Raw genomic sequence first — 17,897 nt, forward strand, 5'->3', positions numbered from 1 at the left:
AGAAAAAAAACAAAATCAATTTTTATTTAATAACACATTTTAAGATAAATTTAAGTTCAAGTATTAAAAACTTGCAAAATAATCAATAACTTTATATAGTAAATTTCTGATTACTAAATATTTAAACTGGAAAACTTATATCCTAAATATCATGATTACACGTATTAGATGTATGATTATTGATGATGATGAACTGGACAGACTGGTTCTTCAGCATTATATCAAACAATATCAAAACATTGAAATTGTTGCTTCTTTTAACTCTGCAGAAAAGGCGATTCCTTATCTTGACCTTCCCGTGGATCTCCTGATTACCGAAACCAATTTAAAAGGCATGAGCGGCCTTGAATTCAGGAAACTAGCTCATAAAATACCTGCATGTATTTTTGTAAGCTCGCATCCCGAACTGGCTGCCGAGGTTTTTGAAATCAATACTTTAGATTTTATTACCAAACCTCTTACTGCAGAACGTTTTCATTATTCTATGGAAAGACTTTTCGATTTTTTTGAAGTAAAAGAAAAATGTGAATGTTATGACGCCATGATAGGAGAAAACTGTATCAAAATAAAAGAAGGTGGAAATGTTTTCCAACTCAAAATGAAAGATATCCTCTATCTGGAAGCCCTGAAAGACTATACAAGAATCATCACTCTTGAAAAGAAATACTGTATCTTAAATTCCCTAGGAAATATTCTGCAAAAAAACTGCTTTGATTCCTTTGTCAGAATACACAGAAGCTATGCTGTGCCGCGTCATCTAATCCGCGGAAAAAGCTGCCATGAAATAGAACTGACTCATCATATCAAACTTCCTATTGGCCGAACCTATAAGGATAATCTTTCTTTTTTCAATCCTTAAAAACTTCAACTAACATCCAATAATAATTCACAAATTGCTATTGGTCGATTATTTCTGCCGTTTATCTATTTTCCTGCCATTTGATTGAGATAGATGGTAATTTAGTTCTCCCAAATCACCCGTGTTATAAGAAAGAATACGAATACTCTAAAAGTGATTATCTATGAAAAAAAACTCTATCTATTCCCTAATTTTTTCCGATTTCTATTGTTGATTCTTAAGTTTTGGCAACATGTTTCATTTTCACAAATGAAAGAATGGAAATACAATCTTCACGCAGTACCTTGATTTCTGATCAGAAATTTGATGTAAAAGCAAATATTTAAAACCCAATATTTTATTTAAACTTTGGAAACAACTTATGCTAGCATCCCGAGTTTTGGTTATTCCGAATGTACTCATACAATACAGGCAAATTATAGTAATTCTAGGAACACAAATACAAAATTTATTAAATAACCCAATATGGGCAGATATCTAAAAAACTATACTTACAACTAATAACTTTTTTAAAAGCTAATAATCTCCCAAACTAGTAACCTACAAAAAAGCTGATAACCAAACTAGATTTTTCAAACAAAAGAAAGTCCGCTTTTGGCGGACTTTTTTATATGGTAATCAGGAACAATTAATCCCAATCGGCAGCTACAAATTTCATTGAATTGCCATTATTATCGGTTAAAGTAAGAAAATGTCCTTCCACAGAATATTTCGTCATCTTCTCAATTTTCTTCTGGAAAGAGGTCTCAAGGTTCATATCCTGACAGGCTTTCATTGTACTTACTCCTTTTGAAATTTTTACTTTTCCTCCTTTTTTAAATTCAGTTATAAAAGACATCCGGTTGCATCCCATGTAGGAACTCCCTTGAATTTTACCATCAACCATCTTGGCTGTCAGGTTCATTTCGGCCTTATTAGCAATCAGTTGATCCTTTGAAAAACCATCCAATGAAACCAGCATCCATTATCTTTGAAGAGAAGGGTTTTTAGCTGGTATTGAAGAACAATTTAAAACTACCCCTAAAAATAAAACTGTAAAAAGTGATAATAGTATCTTTTTCATTCGGATTATCCTCCCATTTTCATACCAATGCGGGACAGAATCTCGTAAAAATTAGTAAATTAGCAACACAAAAATTATTTTATAAAATGAAAAGACTATTTCTACTATTCACTTTCTTATTGGGCTTTGCTCAAATGAGGGCGGATGAGGGGATGTGGCTGCTAATGCTCATCAAAAGACTTAACGGTGTTGATATGCAAAAAGAGGGTCTACATCTTACGCCTGAAGAAATTTATTCTGTGAACAATTCAAGCTTAAAGGATGCTATCGTGAGTTTCGGTGGTTTCTGTACAGGTGAAATTGTTTCTGATAAAGGACTTATATTTACGAACCACCACTGTGGTTATGGTGCAGTAGCTGCTGCTTCTACACCAGAAAAAGATTATTTGAAGAACGGTTTCTGGGCAATGAAACAGAAAGACGAATTCAATGCAAAGGATCTTTATGTAAGATTTTTAGTGAGAATGGATGATGCTACGCAGAGAATCACTTCGAAACTAAACAACAATATGACCGGAGCAGAGAGAAAAGCTGTTATTGATGCTGAAACTAAAGCGATCCAGACAGAAAACTCTGAAAACGGAAAATACACTGTAGTAGTAAGAGACTTCTTTAATGGAAACGAATTCTACTATTTTGTATATCAGGATTATAAAGATATCAGATTAGTAGGTGCTCCACCTTCATCGTTAGGAAAATTCGGAGGAGATACAGACAACTGGGAATGGCCAAGACACACAGCAGACTTCACTGTTTTCAGAGTATATGCTGATGCTGCAGGAAACCCTGCTGAATATTCTCCAAGCAACACTCCATTGAAGCCGAAGCACTTCCTTCCGGTTTCTCTTAAAGGAATCAAGCCTGGGGATTTCTCTATGATCTTGGGTTACCCTGGAAGAACAAACCGTTACCTGACTTCTTACGGAATTCAGCAAATGGTAACTAAAGATTACCCGGCATGGGTTGAAGCTTCTAAATTGGCTATGGATGTAATGAAAAAATACATGGACAAGGATAAAGCGACTCAACTTAACTATGCTTCTCAATATGCTTCAGTAGCTAACTACTGGAAAAACAGACAGGGAACTATTGATGCGGTAGATAAAAACGGTACAATTGCTGACAAGCAAAAAATTGAAGATACTTACAAAAAATGGTCTATGATGTCTGGTAACGAGTCTTATGATGGAGTTCTTGAAGATATCGCTAGTTATTACAAACAAGTTTCTGAAAGAAATGTTGAAAGAAACTACGCTTCACAATTCTCAAGAAATGCAAAATACATGTCTCTTGCTCTACAGGTAGGTTCTGCACTTAAAGCGTATGCAGCTCAGGATATGCAGGGAAGATTAGCCATGAAAGCTAAAACCGAAGCAGCTATTAAAACGGCTTACGAAAACATTAACCCATCTTTAGAAGGAGAAATGCTTTCTTCTATGGTTAATTTATACCAGACAAGAGTTACTAATAAAGAGATCGCATCTCCTACTATTTTAGGTTTAGATGCTAAAACGGTTTCTAACTTAGCTTATTCTTCAATCTTTGCTAATAAGACATCCGCAACAAACTTCTTATTGAATCCTGATGCATTGAAACTTGATGCTGACCCACTTTGGAAAGCGGCTAACGGAATTGTTGCTGATCAAAAACTAAGCACTGAGAGATATGTAAAAGTAGACGACAATTTTGCAAAAAATAACCGTCTTTTCTTAGCGGGTCTAATGAAGGCTATGCCTGAGAAGAAATTCTACCCGGATGCTAACTCTACCATGAGATTAACTTACGGTACTGTAGATAAATTACCTATCAGAAATGACAGAAACTACTTCGGTATTACTGATAACTATTATACTGATATGACTGGTCTTGTTGGAAAATACAAGAAAGGTGATGAAGAATTCGATCTTCCTCAAAGAGTGATTGATCTTTATAACCTTAAAGATTTCGGACAGTATGCTGATGCTGCAGGATACATGCCTGTAAACTTCCTTTCTAACAATGATATTACAGGAGGTAACTCTGGTTCTCCGGTAATTGATGGGGACGGAAACCTTATTGGTATTGCTTTCGATGGTAACAGCGAAGCATTAAGCGGTGATATCGTATTCGAACAGGAATGGCAGAAAACAATCAACGTAGACGTTCGTTTTGTTCTTTGGACAATCGATAAATACGCAGGTGCAAGAAGATTGGTTGACGAATTGAAGCTTGTAAGAGGTGAAAACACTCCAGCTGATACAAAAACTAAAAACTCAGGTACTACAGCAATGCCTAAGAAAATCAAGAAAAAATAATCTTATCTGATATATTTTGGAAAACCGTGAAATTTACTTTCACGGTTTTTTTATTTTTGATTATTAAAATTTTTCATTATGAATCCTCAATCTATTGAATTCAAAGCTATTATTCGGCAAAACGGTGAGATGAACGCTGCTTTTGTGGAATTTCCTTTTTCTACAGAAGAACTATTTAATAAAAAAGGTCAGGTAAGGATCAAAGCTATATTTGACGGCAAGGTTGAATATCGTGGAAGTCTTGCCAAAATGAAATCTGATTGTCATATTTTAGGACTAACCCAGGAAATCAGAAAACAACTTGGGAAAACCTTTGGTGATGAGGTTTCTGTTTCTCTTGCGGAGGACAAAGAAGAAAGAGTGGTTGAAATTTCGGATGATATCGCTTTCGTTTTTAATGAAAATCCGGAAGCAAAAGATCTATTTGACAAAATGAGTTACACTCACAAAAAAGAATACATCCGATGGATTGAGGAAGCCAAGAAACCTGAAACAAGAGAAAACAGAAAGATAAAAATGATCCAGATGATTCTGGATGGAAAAAAGGGGATATAAAAAGAGCCCGGTAAATCCCGGGCTCTTATATCTTTATTTTACTTAATTTACTATTTTAATAAGTTTCATAAGTACAAATGGGGAAAGTAATATCCGCATTATTTATTGTAATATGAGATGGAATATTAGCTGTAATTATATTTCCTGTTTTTGCTGCAATTTTAAAACGCATTGTTCCACCAGCAGTATTGATATAGAATATTGTTCCAAGAGAAAGTTTATTGATATCTCCAGTATTTATTGTAAACATTCTTGATCCAACAACCGCATCTACAGTATATCCTGATAATGCACTTCCTACTCCGGATTCTTTAATTACTGAAGTTTTATGGGTATTAAAATTGTAATATTTTTCACCCGTATTGAAATTGAATCCAACCATATTAGAATCTGAAGGATCATTCCCCGTTGAATATGTTTCTTCAGGAATTTCAAGGAATTTCACCTTTTCAATCTTTCCTCTGTCTGCTCTGTTGATCATTACCTTTAATCTGCAATTCTCATAAGGTCTCTGAATAATCCCAACATACTTCGCCTGTGGAATGAATGACATATTATTCACATAATCTCCATCATCTTCAGCTCCAATTTTAATTATTTTCACATCTGAAGTTATTCCCGGAGCAACCCAATAATCCTGAGGCCTAAAATCAAGCAAATCTATCTGAGCCTGCAACAAAGTAATGTCTGTTATAATATTTCTATTTTCATCAAAAAGAACGAACTGTGGATAACGATGCCATTGTACCCATAAATTGGTATCATGATCATTGATTTTAAAAACCTGACAGAATTGATTATCATAATCCGCATTGGGAAATAACCCTGAAAGCTCATTAAACGGTTCCAGATTCTTTACATAGAAATGACTATCGGAGCCATTAGTTTTTAGGTCTTCACTTAAATCTTCATCCAATAACACAATTGGTTTTTCTCCTATATATTTAATTCCATTCTGATCTGTAAAATAAGTAAGATAATGGATTTGATTTGAGCTAAAATTAAAATCGGATCCTCTGTGGAAAATACCAATTCTTTCTCCTTTTTTAATTTCAATTCTTGGTTCCGAAATAGAAATCCCAAAACATGGAGCTGCTGAAAAGTCAAAACAAAGTGTTTCCCAAGGTTCTATATCAAGTCCCCATTCGAATGATTGATTCAGGAAAAGCCATGAATTACAACCATCGGAAATACTGTCTTTCTCAAATTTCACAAATGTTCTTCTGCGGGTAACAGTATTTGCGTCGAGCAATCCGGTAAAAGAACCAAATTCACCACCGATAACACGATTGGCATTTGCCCATCCTTTATTTGTATTTCTGATGACAAAAGCATCAAGATTAGACTGCATTGATTTTAACTGAATTTCATTCCATGCAAAACCGGAGAATAGCCCAGGTGAATCATTGGCATCACAAACAATTCCTTTTGTAAAGAAAGAAGCTCCCAAATACATTTTACAGTGCTGCGAGCCCTGAAGTAAAATCCCAATATAATTATCTGAAGAGACATTTGTTCCGGGCGTTCCTGAAATATTGGTGGTAATTGTATTCTTAAAACTATTCTGAAAGATCAATGCCGTTTTATTACTTGTTCCTCTATAGAATATTTTATCTACAATAAAGTTGACCGGTTTTTTAAATAAAACCGTATCCGTAATTTTATATCCAATTGGACTGTTCCCAATCAAAGTAACAGATTGCAGTTCAAGAGAATATTGTTCCCTTGGGTCATTAGGATCAATAGATACAAAATCATAAAGTCTGTTGACAAAATCTGCAGCTTTTAAAAATGCCTGTGTATCATCTGTGGTAGAATCTCCTTTTGCTCCAAAAAGCTCAATATTAATAGGTTTTCCTGCCAGGAAGCTTGTTAGTGCATAATACTCTCCATTTCTTTTTCGGTAAATAATACCATCACATAAAGCATCAGTCATTGCTACAGGATTGGCATTATGATACCAGTGTGTCACTTTCTGATAGTTTACATTTTCTAAAGAATAACTGTCTACCAATTGCACCAAATTATCTGCAGGATCTGTAGAAGTAGGTGAAAAAAAATCATTTGTAAATTTCATGTGGTTAATATTTGTTGATTAGATTACAGACAACAGTTGATATGGCCATATTCCCTTTTTGTCTTGATACAAATATCGCCCTGCACAACGACAAAACTTGACGTATCATTTACGAAAAAAAATATTTTAGATTATTTTGTCAGGATCTCAAAAAGTAGCCGACTATAGTTACAGATATCATTTATAACTATAAAAAATTTACTTTTATGAACAAGTTTATTTTCAGAACATCAGTTTTAGCGGCAGCTACTCTAGCTGCATTTACTCTTTCTTCATGCAGTGATTCTAATGACGACATGATAATGGATATGGGTTTTCAGAGAAGCATCACTTTTGAAAACGTGGTAACTCCAAAAGATTTCGTAGAAAGCGGAAGTTTTCAGGGAACAGGAACTCCTCCTATTATTTTGCCCGGACAAACTGTTTCTATTACATTCAGTGCAGGAAAAACACAGGCACTAATGTTTGCTACCATGTATGGAGCTTCAAAAGACTGGTTTTTTGCTTCTCAGCAACCAGGTATCAAATTATTCGATGCCAATGGTAATGCCATTACCGGAGATGCTTCTTCCAGTGTAAGATTATGGGATAACGGAAGTAAAGATGATACCACAGGGCAGGCTGAAAGCAAACCAATCATGCAAGTTCCTAATGTAAATGCTTCACAGCTTATGAAACTTAACCTTGCTTACAATGATGTAAGTTCGGAATTCACTCTTACGATTACCAATACATCCGGCGGAACCGCTAACGAAACTCCTTTTTCTCCTGGAGTATGGGCAGTTTCCAATTACAACGGTTCTCAACTGCTGAACAGCGCTCCGTTCTTTACCCCTAATGCTTTATCTAATCCGGAAATAACTGATATTGCTTAGATGGGAAATATCAGTAAAATGATGACGAAGCTGAATGCTAATACCGGAATTATGACCGGACTTTCTCCTGCATTGGTAGTTGTTTACCGTGGCGATAAAAATCCAATTTACGAACTAGGCAAATTAGACAATGGAATGGGACTGAAAGACATTGCACAGTTTGGAAATGTAACGAAGCTTCAAAACAGCCTTAAATCTCTATCCGGTGTAAAAGGTGTATATGTTGCAGGAAATGCTCCTGTAGCACCGGGAAGTAAAGTAACAACAACTTTTAATGCTGAACCGGGTGATAAAATAGCTTATGCAACGATGTTTGGTTTTTCCAATGATTGGTTTTATGCCAATGAACAAAGTATTGATGCCAATACTAAGGGTGACATCAGCTTAAAAACCTCATTATTTGATTCAGGGACGGGTATTGACCAATATCCGGGTGCCGGAAATCATCAGGCATTATTTGGTGGAACTCCACAAAGTGAAAATAAGGTTATTTCCAAAGTAGGAAGCTTTTATCCTGTTCCTGCTGTTCAGAATGTGATTAAGGTAACCGTCAATTAATCTTCAGCTAAAAAAGGTCAGACAATAATGTCTGACCTTTCTTTATACTATATACTATCCGGGAAAATAAAAATATGCGCCAGATTATGGTTTCAGCTCGCCTTCTAAATATTGGTCTCCTCCTCCATTGGTAACGGTTATAAAACCTTCATAATGGTTTACTTTTATTCCCAGATCATTATTTATTTCCTTAAAATATCCAACCTTATCTTTGTTATAGATTATATCTCCCTGCCAAAGAAACTTTGCAGACTGTCCTGTTTTATTTTGAAATGTAAGAACTCTCAGCGGATTTATCAATCCACAGGATTTAAGGTCTACCACAGCACTTTCATGAGCAGCAAAATCTTTAGACAATACAATTGTGTTATTCATTTATTTTCTTTGGTTTTTCAGTTAATTAAAAACTGAGCGATACTTTCTCATTACCCTGATACAAATGTCATTCTCCACTACGACAAAACATGACGCATTTATTCAATAAAAAAAAATTAAAAGCCCAATCAGATCCTGTTTGGGCTTTTTGATTATCAAATACTATTCAACCGGAATTCCCAGGTATTGTAAATAAGAATCCAATATTTTTTTATCAAATACAGGCTCCTTAATGCCGGAACCTTCCAGATACTGAATCACATTGGAACAATCCCAGATGTAAGTATTCTGGTAAAGTTCTACAGTGGATAAACCTTCATGTATATTGTCCCTGAAAAGACTTGTCAATGGATATAAGCGGTTTTTACTATCATCCTCCCATTGTTTTCTCCATTCTTTATAAGGAAGATCTTTGAGGGTAAAAGGATAATATTTTTTCATCAGTCCAAAGAAATCTTCTAAAGTAAGATTGGTTTCCGGACGGGCAATCAGGTTGAATTTTTTACCTATCGCCTCTTTATTTTTTGTGATATGAGCCATAGCTTTGGTCATATAATCTACGGTGATAAGACCTTCTCTAAGATCAGTAAGTGCCGGATAAGATTTGAATTCTATACAGTTTTTCACCAATCCGGACCACCATTGGTAGGAAGCACTTGCTCCTGTTTCGCTGTGGCACATGGCATATCCAAGACGATAAGTAATCAATGGCAGTCCTTCTTTTGCCGCTAAATCGGCTACTGCTTCCATGACCCATTTGCTTCTTACATAGCCGATATCTTTGCTTACAGACATCAGGTTTTGTTCAATATTATCCGATTCCAGCATTACTTTTTTTCCCGTAAACAAATGTCCCCAGCTGTATACTGAAATGGTTGACAGTAATGCAAGACATTTTGTTCTTTCCGCCCCTGCCAGTTTTATGATTTCTCTTAATCCTTCTACATTCGGCGCTTTCATATAGGAATAGGGTTCAATGAAATTGACTGAACTTCCGGAGTGGTAAATTAAATCGGTTTGTTTTGCCAGTTTTGTGAATGTTTCTGCTGACAATCCTAATGACGGCAAAGTAAGGTCTCCAATTACAGGAATAACTCTCGGCTTCTGTTCTAGGTTTTGAGGAATGCGGTATTGTTTAAAACACCGGTCAATTTTTTCCATTGCATAAAACTCGTCCTGCGCTCTTACAAGGCAGTAGATATCTGCATTTGTAGTATCCAGAAGTTCCTGTAGCAAGTGAATTCCTACAAATCCCGTAACACCTGTTAAAAATATTGCAGTTGGGTTTTCAACCTGCTTAGGATCAAATCCACCAGCAAAAACAGTTTCTGGAGCAAGATAAACATCTTTCTGCAACTCAACATAAGGTTCCACATCTTCTGTCGGAATTACTTCTCTTGCCTCTCTGGATCTCGCAATAAGAACTTCTGATAACTGCTGTAGTACCGGATACTGATAAATATCCCGCAGATATACCTTTACATCTAATTTTCTTTGCAAAGCCACGGCTACTGTTGCAACCAGCAGAGAGTTTCCTCCGATATCAAAAAAATTATCTGTGATATTAATGGCAGGTCTTTCCAATGCCGAGGACCAGACATCTACGGTAATTCGTTCTGTTTCATTGGTGGGTGGTTCCAGTGCAATTAATTCTTTAGCCTCTTTATCAGCCAGGTCTTTTAAAGCCTGAGTATCCGTTTTGCCATTTGCGGTTAGCGGTATTTTATCTATAAAAATAATTTGTGCAGGAATCATGTAACCCGGAAGTTCATCTTTCAATGCATTTCTGACCGACGAAATATCCTTTGTTACCCCCGGTTCTAATACAATAAAAGCAATCAGATACTGGGTACTTCCTTCTGTTTCTTTTCCAATAACAAGAGCTTCTTTGATATCCTTCTGCTGCATTAATGTGCGTTCAATTTCCCCCAGCTCAACACGGAATCCACGAATTTTTATCTGATTATCTATTCTTCCCAAAAATTCAATATCACCATCCGGCTTCCATTTGGCAAGATCTCCGGTACGGTATAGCTTTTCTGTTTCATTGAATGGATTGATAATAAATTTAGCATTGGTAAGTTCTTCATTGTTAAGATATCCATTTGCTAGAATACTTCCTCCAATACATAATTCTCCTACAGCTCCTACCGGTAATAATTCCATATTCTCTCCTAAAATATAGGCTTTCGCATTGGCAATAGGCTTCCCTATTGAGGAAATATATTTTCCACCCGTATCTTTCACTTTTCTAAAAGTAGCATATACGGTGCATTCCGTGGGACCATAATAATCCACGAGTTCGTAGTTTAATTCGGAAGTGAGCACCGGCTTTAATTTTTCTCCTCCTGTAAAAAGATATTTCAGTTTCAGATCGTGATAATTACGGGAATAATTAACGACAGACGGAGCGAGAACAGTAGGTACAAAACCATGTGTAATTTGATTTCTTCTATAAAAATCTACCAAAGCAAGGGCGTCTGTTCTATCTTCATTATTCGTCATAAAAATACTTGCTCCAGAAGTGAGAGCCGACCAGGTTTCCCATACAGAGATATCAAATGCTAATCCTGCGACGAGAGTCAATTTTGAGCTATGATCCACATGAAAATGATGATTGTGCCAGGTTACCAGATGCTGTATCGCATGATGGCTTACCATTACTCCTTTTGGCTTTCCAGTTGAGCCTGAAGTATAAATAGTATATGCTAAACTGTTCTGATGAATATTAATTTCAGGATATTCTGAAGGTAAATGATTAAGGTTTTCCATATTACTCAGATCAAAGACTTTTGTCTTTTCAGTATCTGATAAATGGTCTTTAAGAATTCGATTGGTAATGATAACATCAGCAGAAGTATCTGAAAGGATATATTCTACTCTTTTTGCTGGGTAAGCAGGATCTATAGGAACATAGGCGGCGCCTGTTTTGATAACGCCAAGAACGGCAACAATCCATTCTAAAGATCGGTCCAGCCAGATGGGAACATATTTCCCTTCTTTAATACCACGACTCAATAATAGATTAGCGACCTGATTACTTCTCTGATCTAAATCCCTGTAGGTAATTTCCTGATCCTGATAAACTGCTGCAGTCTTATCAGGATGAAGAATTGCCTGTTTTCGGAAAAGAGATTCCAAGGTTTCTTCATGATGATAATCCCAACCGGTTTTATTGAATCCGTTGAGTAATTTTTCCCTGTCTTCAGATGACAGCAATACGGCCGAACCTATTGATAAGGTTTCTAATGAGGGAATTGTGTTTGACATAATATTTAGATTTGATTTGATTTAAAAATGGGTAAAGGTGGTTTCAACTATAGAAAACACATGAACAGTTAAGACATGAGGGATAACCACAGTTTATTTACTAAATGTGTTTCCTTATAGTTTTTCAAAAACTGAATGATACAAGGTATAAACCGATCTTCTCCATGAGCAGAACGGCCAATAGTGTTCAAACGTTATTTATGACATTCGAAAAAGAAGAAAGAATATATTTTATCTATTCTTCATAACTTAGGTATACTTCCTATGCAGTATTTAAGAATTTGATTTTCATAATGCAATATTTTAAATAATTTGATAATCAAACTTAACATAATAAATTAAACCAAGTGTTACATAATTACTATTATTTACTACAATCCGGAATTGATATTTTAGAAGAAACAATTAATAAATTATTGAATTTTAATCAGTTACAAAACCAATAATTTAATATTGTTTTGTTTGTCAATCAAGGTATGGGAATATTCTTTAAATTTGTATAAAAGAAAAAAACACCTCATTTTACTATGGATCACAAACTGAAGAGAGAGCATGGTTTCGTACATATTCCATGTCATGAACTGGATATTTTTATACTTTCTGACGGATATTTTGGTATTGGTTACCACCAGCCGATTTTAGCCCCCGAAATTCCTCAAAATATAGTAAAAGACGAACTTCGTAATCTATATCTGTCAGAGTCTTATTATGAAGCACCTATCAATGTCATGCTTGTCAAAAAAGCTGACCGCATTATTTTAATAGACACAGGGGAAGGTTTTTATGATCAGGAAAATGCAGGACACTTATTACAAAGCCTTACTGCAGCAGGGTTTACTCCGGAGTCAGTAACAGATATTCTGATTACCCATGCCCACAGAGATCATATCGGAGGAATTTTGTCCAAGAATAATGAGATGGTATTCCCGAATGCCCATTATTATATTTCTCGTCAGGAGTTTGAATTCTGGATGACTGGTGAACCTGATTTTCAAAAAAGCAAAAACCCGGAAGGAGGAAAGCCTAGTATTCCATTGGTGAGAAAAATCCTTTCCTCCATTGGAGATCGGCTAACGACATTTGAAATGGGAGACCTGTTGTTTTCGTGTATTCAGACGCAGGCTGCTCCGGGACATACTCCCGGGCATATTATTTATTCAGTAATGGATGGAGATCTATCAATTACCAATGTGGTAGATGTTTTTCATTCTCCTCTTCTTATTGCAAAACCGGATTGGGGAACGCAATGGGATACTGATTTTGAAGCTGGTATAGAGACTCGTAAAAAGGTTCTGGAAAACTGTTATCAGAACAGAACACTTATCTGCTCTGCTCATCTTCCATGGCCGGGTATTGGATATATCAATAAGGTAAACGATCAGTTTCAATGGATTCCAAAGGTTTACAATCATCCTTTTTTAATCAACCTTACCACTGATTTTGAAACAGTTACATAAATTGTTTTAGCAACAGAAGTCTGGATCATCCATTCCAGAATTCCCGGTCCAGACTTCTGTATTGTATGGCTTCAGAAATATGGTGAGACAAAATATTTTCTGATTCTTCAAGGTCAGCTATTGTTCTGGCTACTTTTAATATTCTGTCATATGCTCTTGCCGAAAGATTAAGTTTTTCCATGGCCAGTTTTATAAGGCCGAAAGAGGTTTCGTCTAATTCACAAAAGGCTTCTATTTCTTTGGGACCTATCTGGGCATTACTGCTGATATTCAGATTTTCATATCTTTTATTCTGAATATCTCTTGCCTTCAATACACGTTCTCTGATGTCTTTGCTTTTTTCTCCCTTTCTTTTTTCGGAAAGCTGTTCAAATTCTACCTTCTGAACTTCAATATGAATGTCAATCCTATCTAAAAGCGGTCCTGAAAGTTTATTCATGTACCGTTGCATTTCGTAAACAGATGAGGTATTGTTAGGATCATCGGGAAAGAAACCGCTTGGGCTGGGATTCATAGAAGCTACCAGCATAAAACTGGCAGGATAATTTACGGTAAACCGGGCTCTTGAAATAGTTACTTCCCTATCTTCCAAAGGTTGTCTCATTACTTCTAATACAGTTCGTTTAAATTCTGGCATTTCATCAAGAAACAAAACACCGTTATGAGCAAGAGAAATCTCTCCCGGTTGTGGATAGCTTCCCCCTCCAACTAAAGCGACATCCGAAATAGTATGATGTGGTGAACGGAATGGCCTTACAGTCATCAGTGAAGCTTCGGTTCCAATTTTTCCTGCTACGGAATGAATTTTTGTAGTTTCTAAGGCTTCTTTTAAGGTTAATGGAGGTAAAATACTGGGAACTCTTTTTGCCAGCATTGTTTTTCCGCTTCCGGGAGGCCCGATAAGTATGATATTATGACCACCTGCCGCTGCAACTTCCATGGCTCTTTTGGCAGCTTCCTGCCCTTTAACTTCGGAGAAATCAAAAGGAAAATTATTGATCTTTTCGTGAAATTCTTTTCTGGTATCCAAAGTCATTTTCTCAAGAGGTTTCCCTTCGTTAAAAAAATCAATAACCTCTTTAATATTTTCTACACCATATACTTCCAGATCACTGACAATAGCTGCTTCCCGGGCATTTTGTTTTGGAAGGATAATGCCTTTAAAACCTTCGTCCTTTGCCTGAATTGCAATGGGTAATACCCCTTTGATAGGCTGAAGGCTTCCGTCCAGCGAAAGCTCTCCCATAATAATATAGTTCTCAATTTCCTCAGCCAAAATCTGGTCCGAAGCCGCTAAGATCCCAATAGCAATGCTGAGATCATAAGCAGATCCTTCTTTTCTGAGATCTGCGGGAGCCATATTAATAGTGATCTTTTTTCCCGGAATTTTAAATCCAACATTTTTCAGTGCTGCAGAGATTCTGTAACTGCTTTCTTTAATAGCATTATCAGGGAGACCTACAAGATGGTATCCTACTCCGCCAGTATCTACATTTACTTCAATGGTTATAGTTTGTGCAGAAACTCCATAAATGGCACTGCCAAAAATTTTTATCAGCATGGTGTGTTTTTGAAGTAAATGTAATTAATATAGTATTTTGAAAATCTGGCGTTTATATGAATGATATTTTATAAGAAGATAGCTTATAAAAATAATATCCTGAAAAAGGGATGACAATATAAGTCATAACTAATCTATATAGAATTATAATAATTATATTGAAAAATGAAAATCAAGACACTTTTTGGAGTCTAAAAGTTCTTTTTTATCCTTCAAAAAATTAGAGTTATTAACAAAAAAGCATACTAGACAAAGATCATCTCCATTTTAAAAACATGTAAATCAACACAATATATGTAATTTTAAAAAAATATATTAATTTAATTTAATAATATTCAAAAGTTTGCAAAAAGGTTTATATTAGCAGCAATGTAAGGGGAAGTTAAACATTGATTTTGAAACTTGTGTAGTACAACAATCCAGGCATGAAACCCTGTCTTCCCCTTTTCTTAAAACTAAAAAATGATAACCAGAAAAAAATTTCTAGCCTTAAGTTCATTAGGCGCTGTTTCTTTGTTATTTCCTAATTTTTTACTCTCAAAACCTCCGAAAATCCCGAAAAAAGCAGACATTCTTTCTATGTTGCGCGAAGCTTCTTTTTTGAGAAAAAATGGAAAACTCGAAGATGCAAAGCGACTGTATTATGATATTCTGAAAATTGACTCCAATGAAATTAGAGCATATGATGGATTACGAAAGATATTACTTTCAGGCTACAATCCCAAAGCAGTCATTGATTTACTTGAAAAAGCAGTAAAAGATAATCCTGGAAATGTAAATATAAAACAAAGGCTTTACAGAGAATATTTTAATGCAGCTTTAGGAAATAAGAAATTGGCAGAAACATTTGGTATAGAAGGGAGGCTTTTGGAAAATATACAAGCAAATTATGAGTCCTTTTTAAAAAACCATTCAAATCCTGCTAATGTTTCAGATCAATTAACTAAAATCAAAAACTATGTAAAATGGAATGTAGATACTGAAAAGCCTCATACCAATGTTCCATTAAAAAAATACAGAAAAGAGCAGTATCAATATAACAAAAACAGATTTAAAAAATTTACAACTCAAGAGTTAAATAGAAAATTAGATAATCTGCTTTCAAAGCCAAATCCGGAATCCAGAAGAGCTCATATCCGAGAATTATATGAGCTTACAATCAAAGGACATCGTAAAGAAAAGCGTCATGATATAGCCTTAGAACTAGCACTCAATTATCACAAAACATTCAATCGTCAGGATCCTCTTTTTATAAAATATATTAGGGATTTATCCAGATATCATAAAAAGTATGATGTTTTAATCGGTATCGAAACTCAGAATCACGCAACAAGAAAAACATTTTGGTCAGGATTGGCATTATTCGATGCTTATTTTAAAAAGGTCGAAAATGATAAAACACCTATAAATCCAGAAATGACAGCAATAATGTCTTTTCTAAAAGGAGAAACACTTGCGCCTAGTAAAAAATTTGAATATGCTACTAGACTTATAAAGCTCGATGTGTTTTCAGGACAACTGGAGGGGGCAAAAAATAAAATTCTGGAGCAAACTCGTATCATGTATGGGATAACTAATGCTCATTCTATCGACAGAATAAATGTTTTAGCAGCAACGTATTATGCAAAAACAGGAAATGAGGAAGGAAAGAAAAAAATTGTAAAAATTGTAATAAACCCTAAATCGTATTTGGAAGACTCCGATTCCTTTGTTAAATCTCTTGCCATAATGAATATGAATAGAGATTCTTCTAAAATTATTCATCTCCAGAATTTACAAAAACTAATTGATAAGCTATGAAACTGAAGTCTATTATCCCATTGTCCTTTTTATTCATTTCTCCATCGGTTTATTCACAGCTTGTCATTACGGAAGTTTATTACAATACTCCGTATAACGAAAAAATGTCTTTTAGTAATGATTCTGGAACCGTAAGTGCAAAAAAGCATCATTGGGGAGAATTTGTAGAGATCTATAATATAAGTGACAGAGATATTTCTTTAAAAGACTGGTATCTGAAGGATAACCAAGGTGTATTCTGGTTACCTACAGATAAAATTATAAAAAAGGGGCAATTTATGCTTATTGCCTACAGCTCATTTCCAACCGAAATGACTCCTTTTACAGAACTTTTTTCTACAACCTTAGGAAAAGATAGTCAGATTATTTTTCAGGATTATATGCTTCTCAGAAATAAGGCTGAAGGAGTAACCTTAGGACGTTCATTTAACGGAACAACTCTTATCGAAAAAAGCAGGGTTGCCTGGAATGATAAAGATGCTTTCAACTTTATTGCTAATATATGGCAAAACCCAGCTCTTTTCTATAATGTGAAATCAATACAGTACAATCCTAATACAACAGATAATTACGAAGCGACTCCCAATCCGCTTGAAGCCACATATATTCCTCCAACTCAAAACTATGAGGATCTTATTCGTGATGATTATCAACAAAACTACAGCTATCTGGATTGGACTGAAAATGTAAATGAACTTTTAAATAGGGTATGTCAGATTAATATTGAGAAAACTGCTCAAAATCCAACAGGTACTTATGACCAGGGATCGGTATGTTTTAGCTATGATGAGGCTGGAAATATCCTCACCGGAGCAAGCTGTTCTCCATCTAGTGGACCAGGCACCGTTTCTCAGGGCTATAGTACAGATGAGCTTGAAGCCATTAGAAACAGTATTGTAATCTCGCCCAACCCTACAAAAGCAACGGACAATTATAATGTAACGATGACTTGGTCTGGCCCTGCACTTAATAAGATCAATAATATCCAGGTGGCCAGTTCGGTTGGGGTAATTATCTATGGTTTTTCACCCGGAAATGGGGTCAATACCACAACCTTTAATCTTCAAAATCAATTACAGGGAGCATTTATCGCCAATTTCGTGCTAAACACAGGACAGATTATCTCCAAAAATATTCTAAAATGGTAATGGCT

General features: G+C 35.4%; 13 protein-coding genes. 8 read left to right on the forward strand and 5 right to left on the reverse strand.

Annotated elements, in window-relative coordinates; all coding sequences use genetic code 11:
• Nucleotides 1–151: 151 nt before the first annotated feature.
• Nucleotides 152–859, forward strand: coding sequence for a LytR/AlgR family response regulator transcription factor (locus ACM6F9_RS13565; RefSeq protein WP_414846202.1), 708 nt, complete (start codon nt 152–154; stop codon nt 857–859).
• A 628-nt stretch (nt 860–1,487) separates the two neighbouring features.
• Here the strand turns inward: ACM6F9_RS13565 and ACM6F9_RS13570 are convergent.
• On the reverse strand, nt 1,488–1,820 hold the full coding sequence (locus ACM6F9_RS13570; protein WP_414846203.1) for an META domain-containing protein: 333 nt from the start codon (nt 1,818–1,820) through the stop codon (nt 1,488–1,490).
• A 188-nt stretch (nt 1,821–2,008) separates the two neighbouring features.
• Between ACM6F9_RS13570 and ACM6F9_RS13575 the strand changes: the two genes are divergently transcribed.
• Complete coding sequence (locus ACM6F9_RS13575) at nt 2,009–4,216, forward strand: S46 family peptidase (protein ID WP_414846204.1); 2,208 nt, start codon at nt 2,009–2,011, stop codon at nt 4,214–4,216.
• Between the two features lie 78 nt (nt 4,217–4,294).
• A complete protein-coding gene (locus tag ACM6F9_RS13580; RefSeq protein WP_414846205.1) occupies nt 4,295–4,771 on the forward strand; it encodes a DUF1905 domain-containing protein in 477 nt (158 codons plus the stop codon).
• Nucleotides 4,772–4,826: 55 nt separating this feature from the next.
• Here the strand turns inward: ACM6F9_RS13580 and ACM6F9_RS13585 are convergent, their stop codons facing one another.
• The gene (locus ACM6F9_RS13585) at nt 4,827–6,848 is read right to left on the reverse strand and encodes a hypothetical protein (RefSeq protein ID WP_414846206.1); all 2,022 of its coding nucleotides are present in this window, start codon (nt 6,846–6,848) and stop codon (nt 4,827–4,829) included.
• Nucleotides 6,849–7,054: 206 nt separating this feature from the next.
• Here ACM6F9_RS13585 and ACM6F9_RS13590 point away from each other — a divergent pair, with 206 nt between their 5' ends.
• Both ACM6F9_RS13590 and ACM6F9_RS13595 read left to right on the forward strand, forming a co-directional pair.
• Nucleotides 7,055–7,723, forward strand: a complete 669-nt coding sequence (locus ACM6F9_RS13590) for a spondin domain-containing protein (RefSeq protein WP_414846207.1) — start codon at nt 7,055–7,057, stop codon at nt 7,721–7,723.
• Entirely contained in the window at nt 7,724–8,281 is a 558-nt protein-coding gene (locus ACM6F9_RS13595) for a spondin domain-containing protein (protein WP_414846208.1), read from the forward strand.
• A gap of 84 nt (nt 8,282–8,365) precedes the next feature.
• Here the strand turns inward: ACM6F9_RS13595 and ACM6F9_RS13600 are convergent, their stop codons facing one another.
• Together ACM6F9_RS13600 and ACM6F9_RS13605 are read right to left on the reverse strand one after the other, a co-directional pair.
• Complete coding sequence (locus ACM6F9_RS13600) at nt 8,366–8,656, reverse strand: hypothetical protein (protein WP_414846209.1); 291 nt, start codon at nt 8,654–8,656, stop codon at nt 8,366–8,368.
• Nucleotides 8,657–8,818: 162 nt separating this feature from the next.
• Nucleotides 8,819–11,926, reverse strand: coding sequence for an amino acid adenylation domain-containing protein (locus ACM6F9_RS13605; protein ID WP_414846210.1), 3,108 nt, complete (start codon nt 11,924–11,926; stop codon nt 8,819–8,821).
• Between the two features lie 527 nt (nt 11,927–12,453).
• Here ACM6F9_RS13605 and ACM6F9_RS13610 point away from each other — a divergent pair.
• On the forward strand, nt 12,454–13,383 hold the full coding sequence (locus tag ACM6F9_RS13610) for an MBL fold metallo-hydrolase (RefSeq protein ID WP_414846211.1): 930 nt from the start codon (nt 12,454–12,456) through the stop codon (nt 13,381–13,383).
• Between the two features lie 25 nt (nt 13,384–13,408).
• Here the strand turns inward: ACM6F9_RS13610 and ACM6F9_RS13615 are convergent, their stop codons facing one another.
• Nucleotides 13,409–14,944 (reverse strand): YifB family Mg chelatase-like AAA ATPase, encoded by a 1,536-nt coding sequence (locus ACM6F9_RS13615; RefSeq protein WP_414846212.1) that lies wholly within the window; start codon nt 14,942–14,944, stop codon nt 13,409–13,411.
• A 462-nt stretch (nt 14,945–15,406) separates the two neighbouring features.
• On the opposite strand from ACM6F9_RS13615, the gene ACM6F9_RS13620 reads away from it, so the two are divergent.
• Nucleotides 15,407–16,744: a tetratricopeptide repeat protein gene (locus ACM6F9_RS13620; protein ID WP_414846213.1), complete on the forward strand. Its 1,338-nt coding sequence runs from the start codon at nt 15,407–15,409 to the stop codon at nt 16,742–16,744.
• On the forward strand, nt 16,741–17,892 hold the full coding sequence (locus ACM6F9_RS13625; RefSeq protein ID WP_414846214.1) for a lamin tail domain-containing protein: 1,152 nt from the start codon (nt 16,741–16,743) through the stop codon (nt 17,890–17,892). Before ACM6F9_RS13620 ends, ACM6F9_RS13625 begins: the two co-directional genes overlap by 4 nt.
• The last annotated feature ends 5 nt before the right edge of the window (nt 17,893–17,897 follow it).

Source organism: Chryseobacterium sp. IT-36CA2 (genome assembly GCF_949767875.1).
Classification (GTDB): Bacteria; Bacteroidota; Bacteroidia; order Flavobacteriales; family Weeksellaceae; genus Chryseobacterium.

Coding starts and splice junctions, on each gene's coding strand:
- ACM6F9_RS13585 (WP_414846206.1), bottom strand. CDS start 6,848: ATGAAATTTACAAATGATTTTTTTTCACCTACTTCTACAGATCCTGCA.
- ACM6F9_RS13625 (WP_414846214.1), top strand. CDS start 16,741: ATGAAACTGAAGTCTATTATCCCATTGTCCTTTTTATTCATTTCTCCA.
- ACM6F9_RS13600 (WP_414846209.1), bottom strand. CDS start 8,656: ATGAATAACACAATTGTATTGTCTAAAGATTTTGCTGCTCATGAAAGT.
- ACM6F9_RS13605 (WP_414846210.1), bottom strand. CDS start 11,926: ATGTCAAACACAATTCCCTCATTAGAAACCTTATCAATAGGTTCGGCC.
- ACM6F9_RS13595 (WP_414846208.1), top strand. CDS start 7,724: ATGGGAAATATCAGTAAAATGATGACGAAGCTGAATGCTAATACCGGA.
- ACM6F9_RS13615 (WP_414846212.1), bottom strand. CDS start 14,944: ATGCTGATAAAAATTTTTGGCAGTGCCATTTATGGAGTTTCTGCACAA.
- ACM6F9_RS13620 (WP_414846213.1), top strand. CDS start 15,407: ATGATAACCAGAAAAAAATTTCTAGCCTTAAGTTCATTAGGCGCTGTT.
- ACM6F9_RS13570 (WP_414846203.1), bottom strand. CDS start 1,820: ATGCTGGTTTCATTGGATGGTTTTTCAAAGGATCAACTGATTGCTAAT.
- ACM6F9_RS13575 (WP_414846204.1), top strand. CDS start 2,009: ATGAAAAGACTATTTCTACTATTCACTTTCTTATTGGGCTTTGCTCAA.
- ACM6F9_RS13610 (WP_414846211.1), top strand. CDS start 12,454: ATGGATCACAAACTGAAGAGAGAGCATGGTTTCGTACATATTCCATGT.
- ACM6F9_RS13590 (WP_414846207.1), top strand. CDS start 7,055: ATGAACAAGTTTATTTTCAGAACATCAGTTTTAGCGGCAGCTACTCTA.
- ACM6F9_RS13565 (WP_414846202.1), top strand. CDS start 152: ATGATTACACGTATTAGATGTATGATTATTGATGATGATGAACTGGAC.
- ACM6F9_RS13580 (WP_414846205.1), top strand. CDS start 4,295: ATGAATCCTCAATCTATTGAATTCAAAGCTATTATTCGGCAAAACGGT.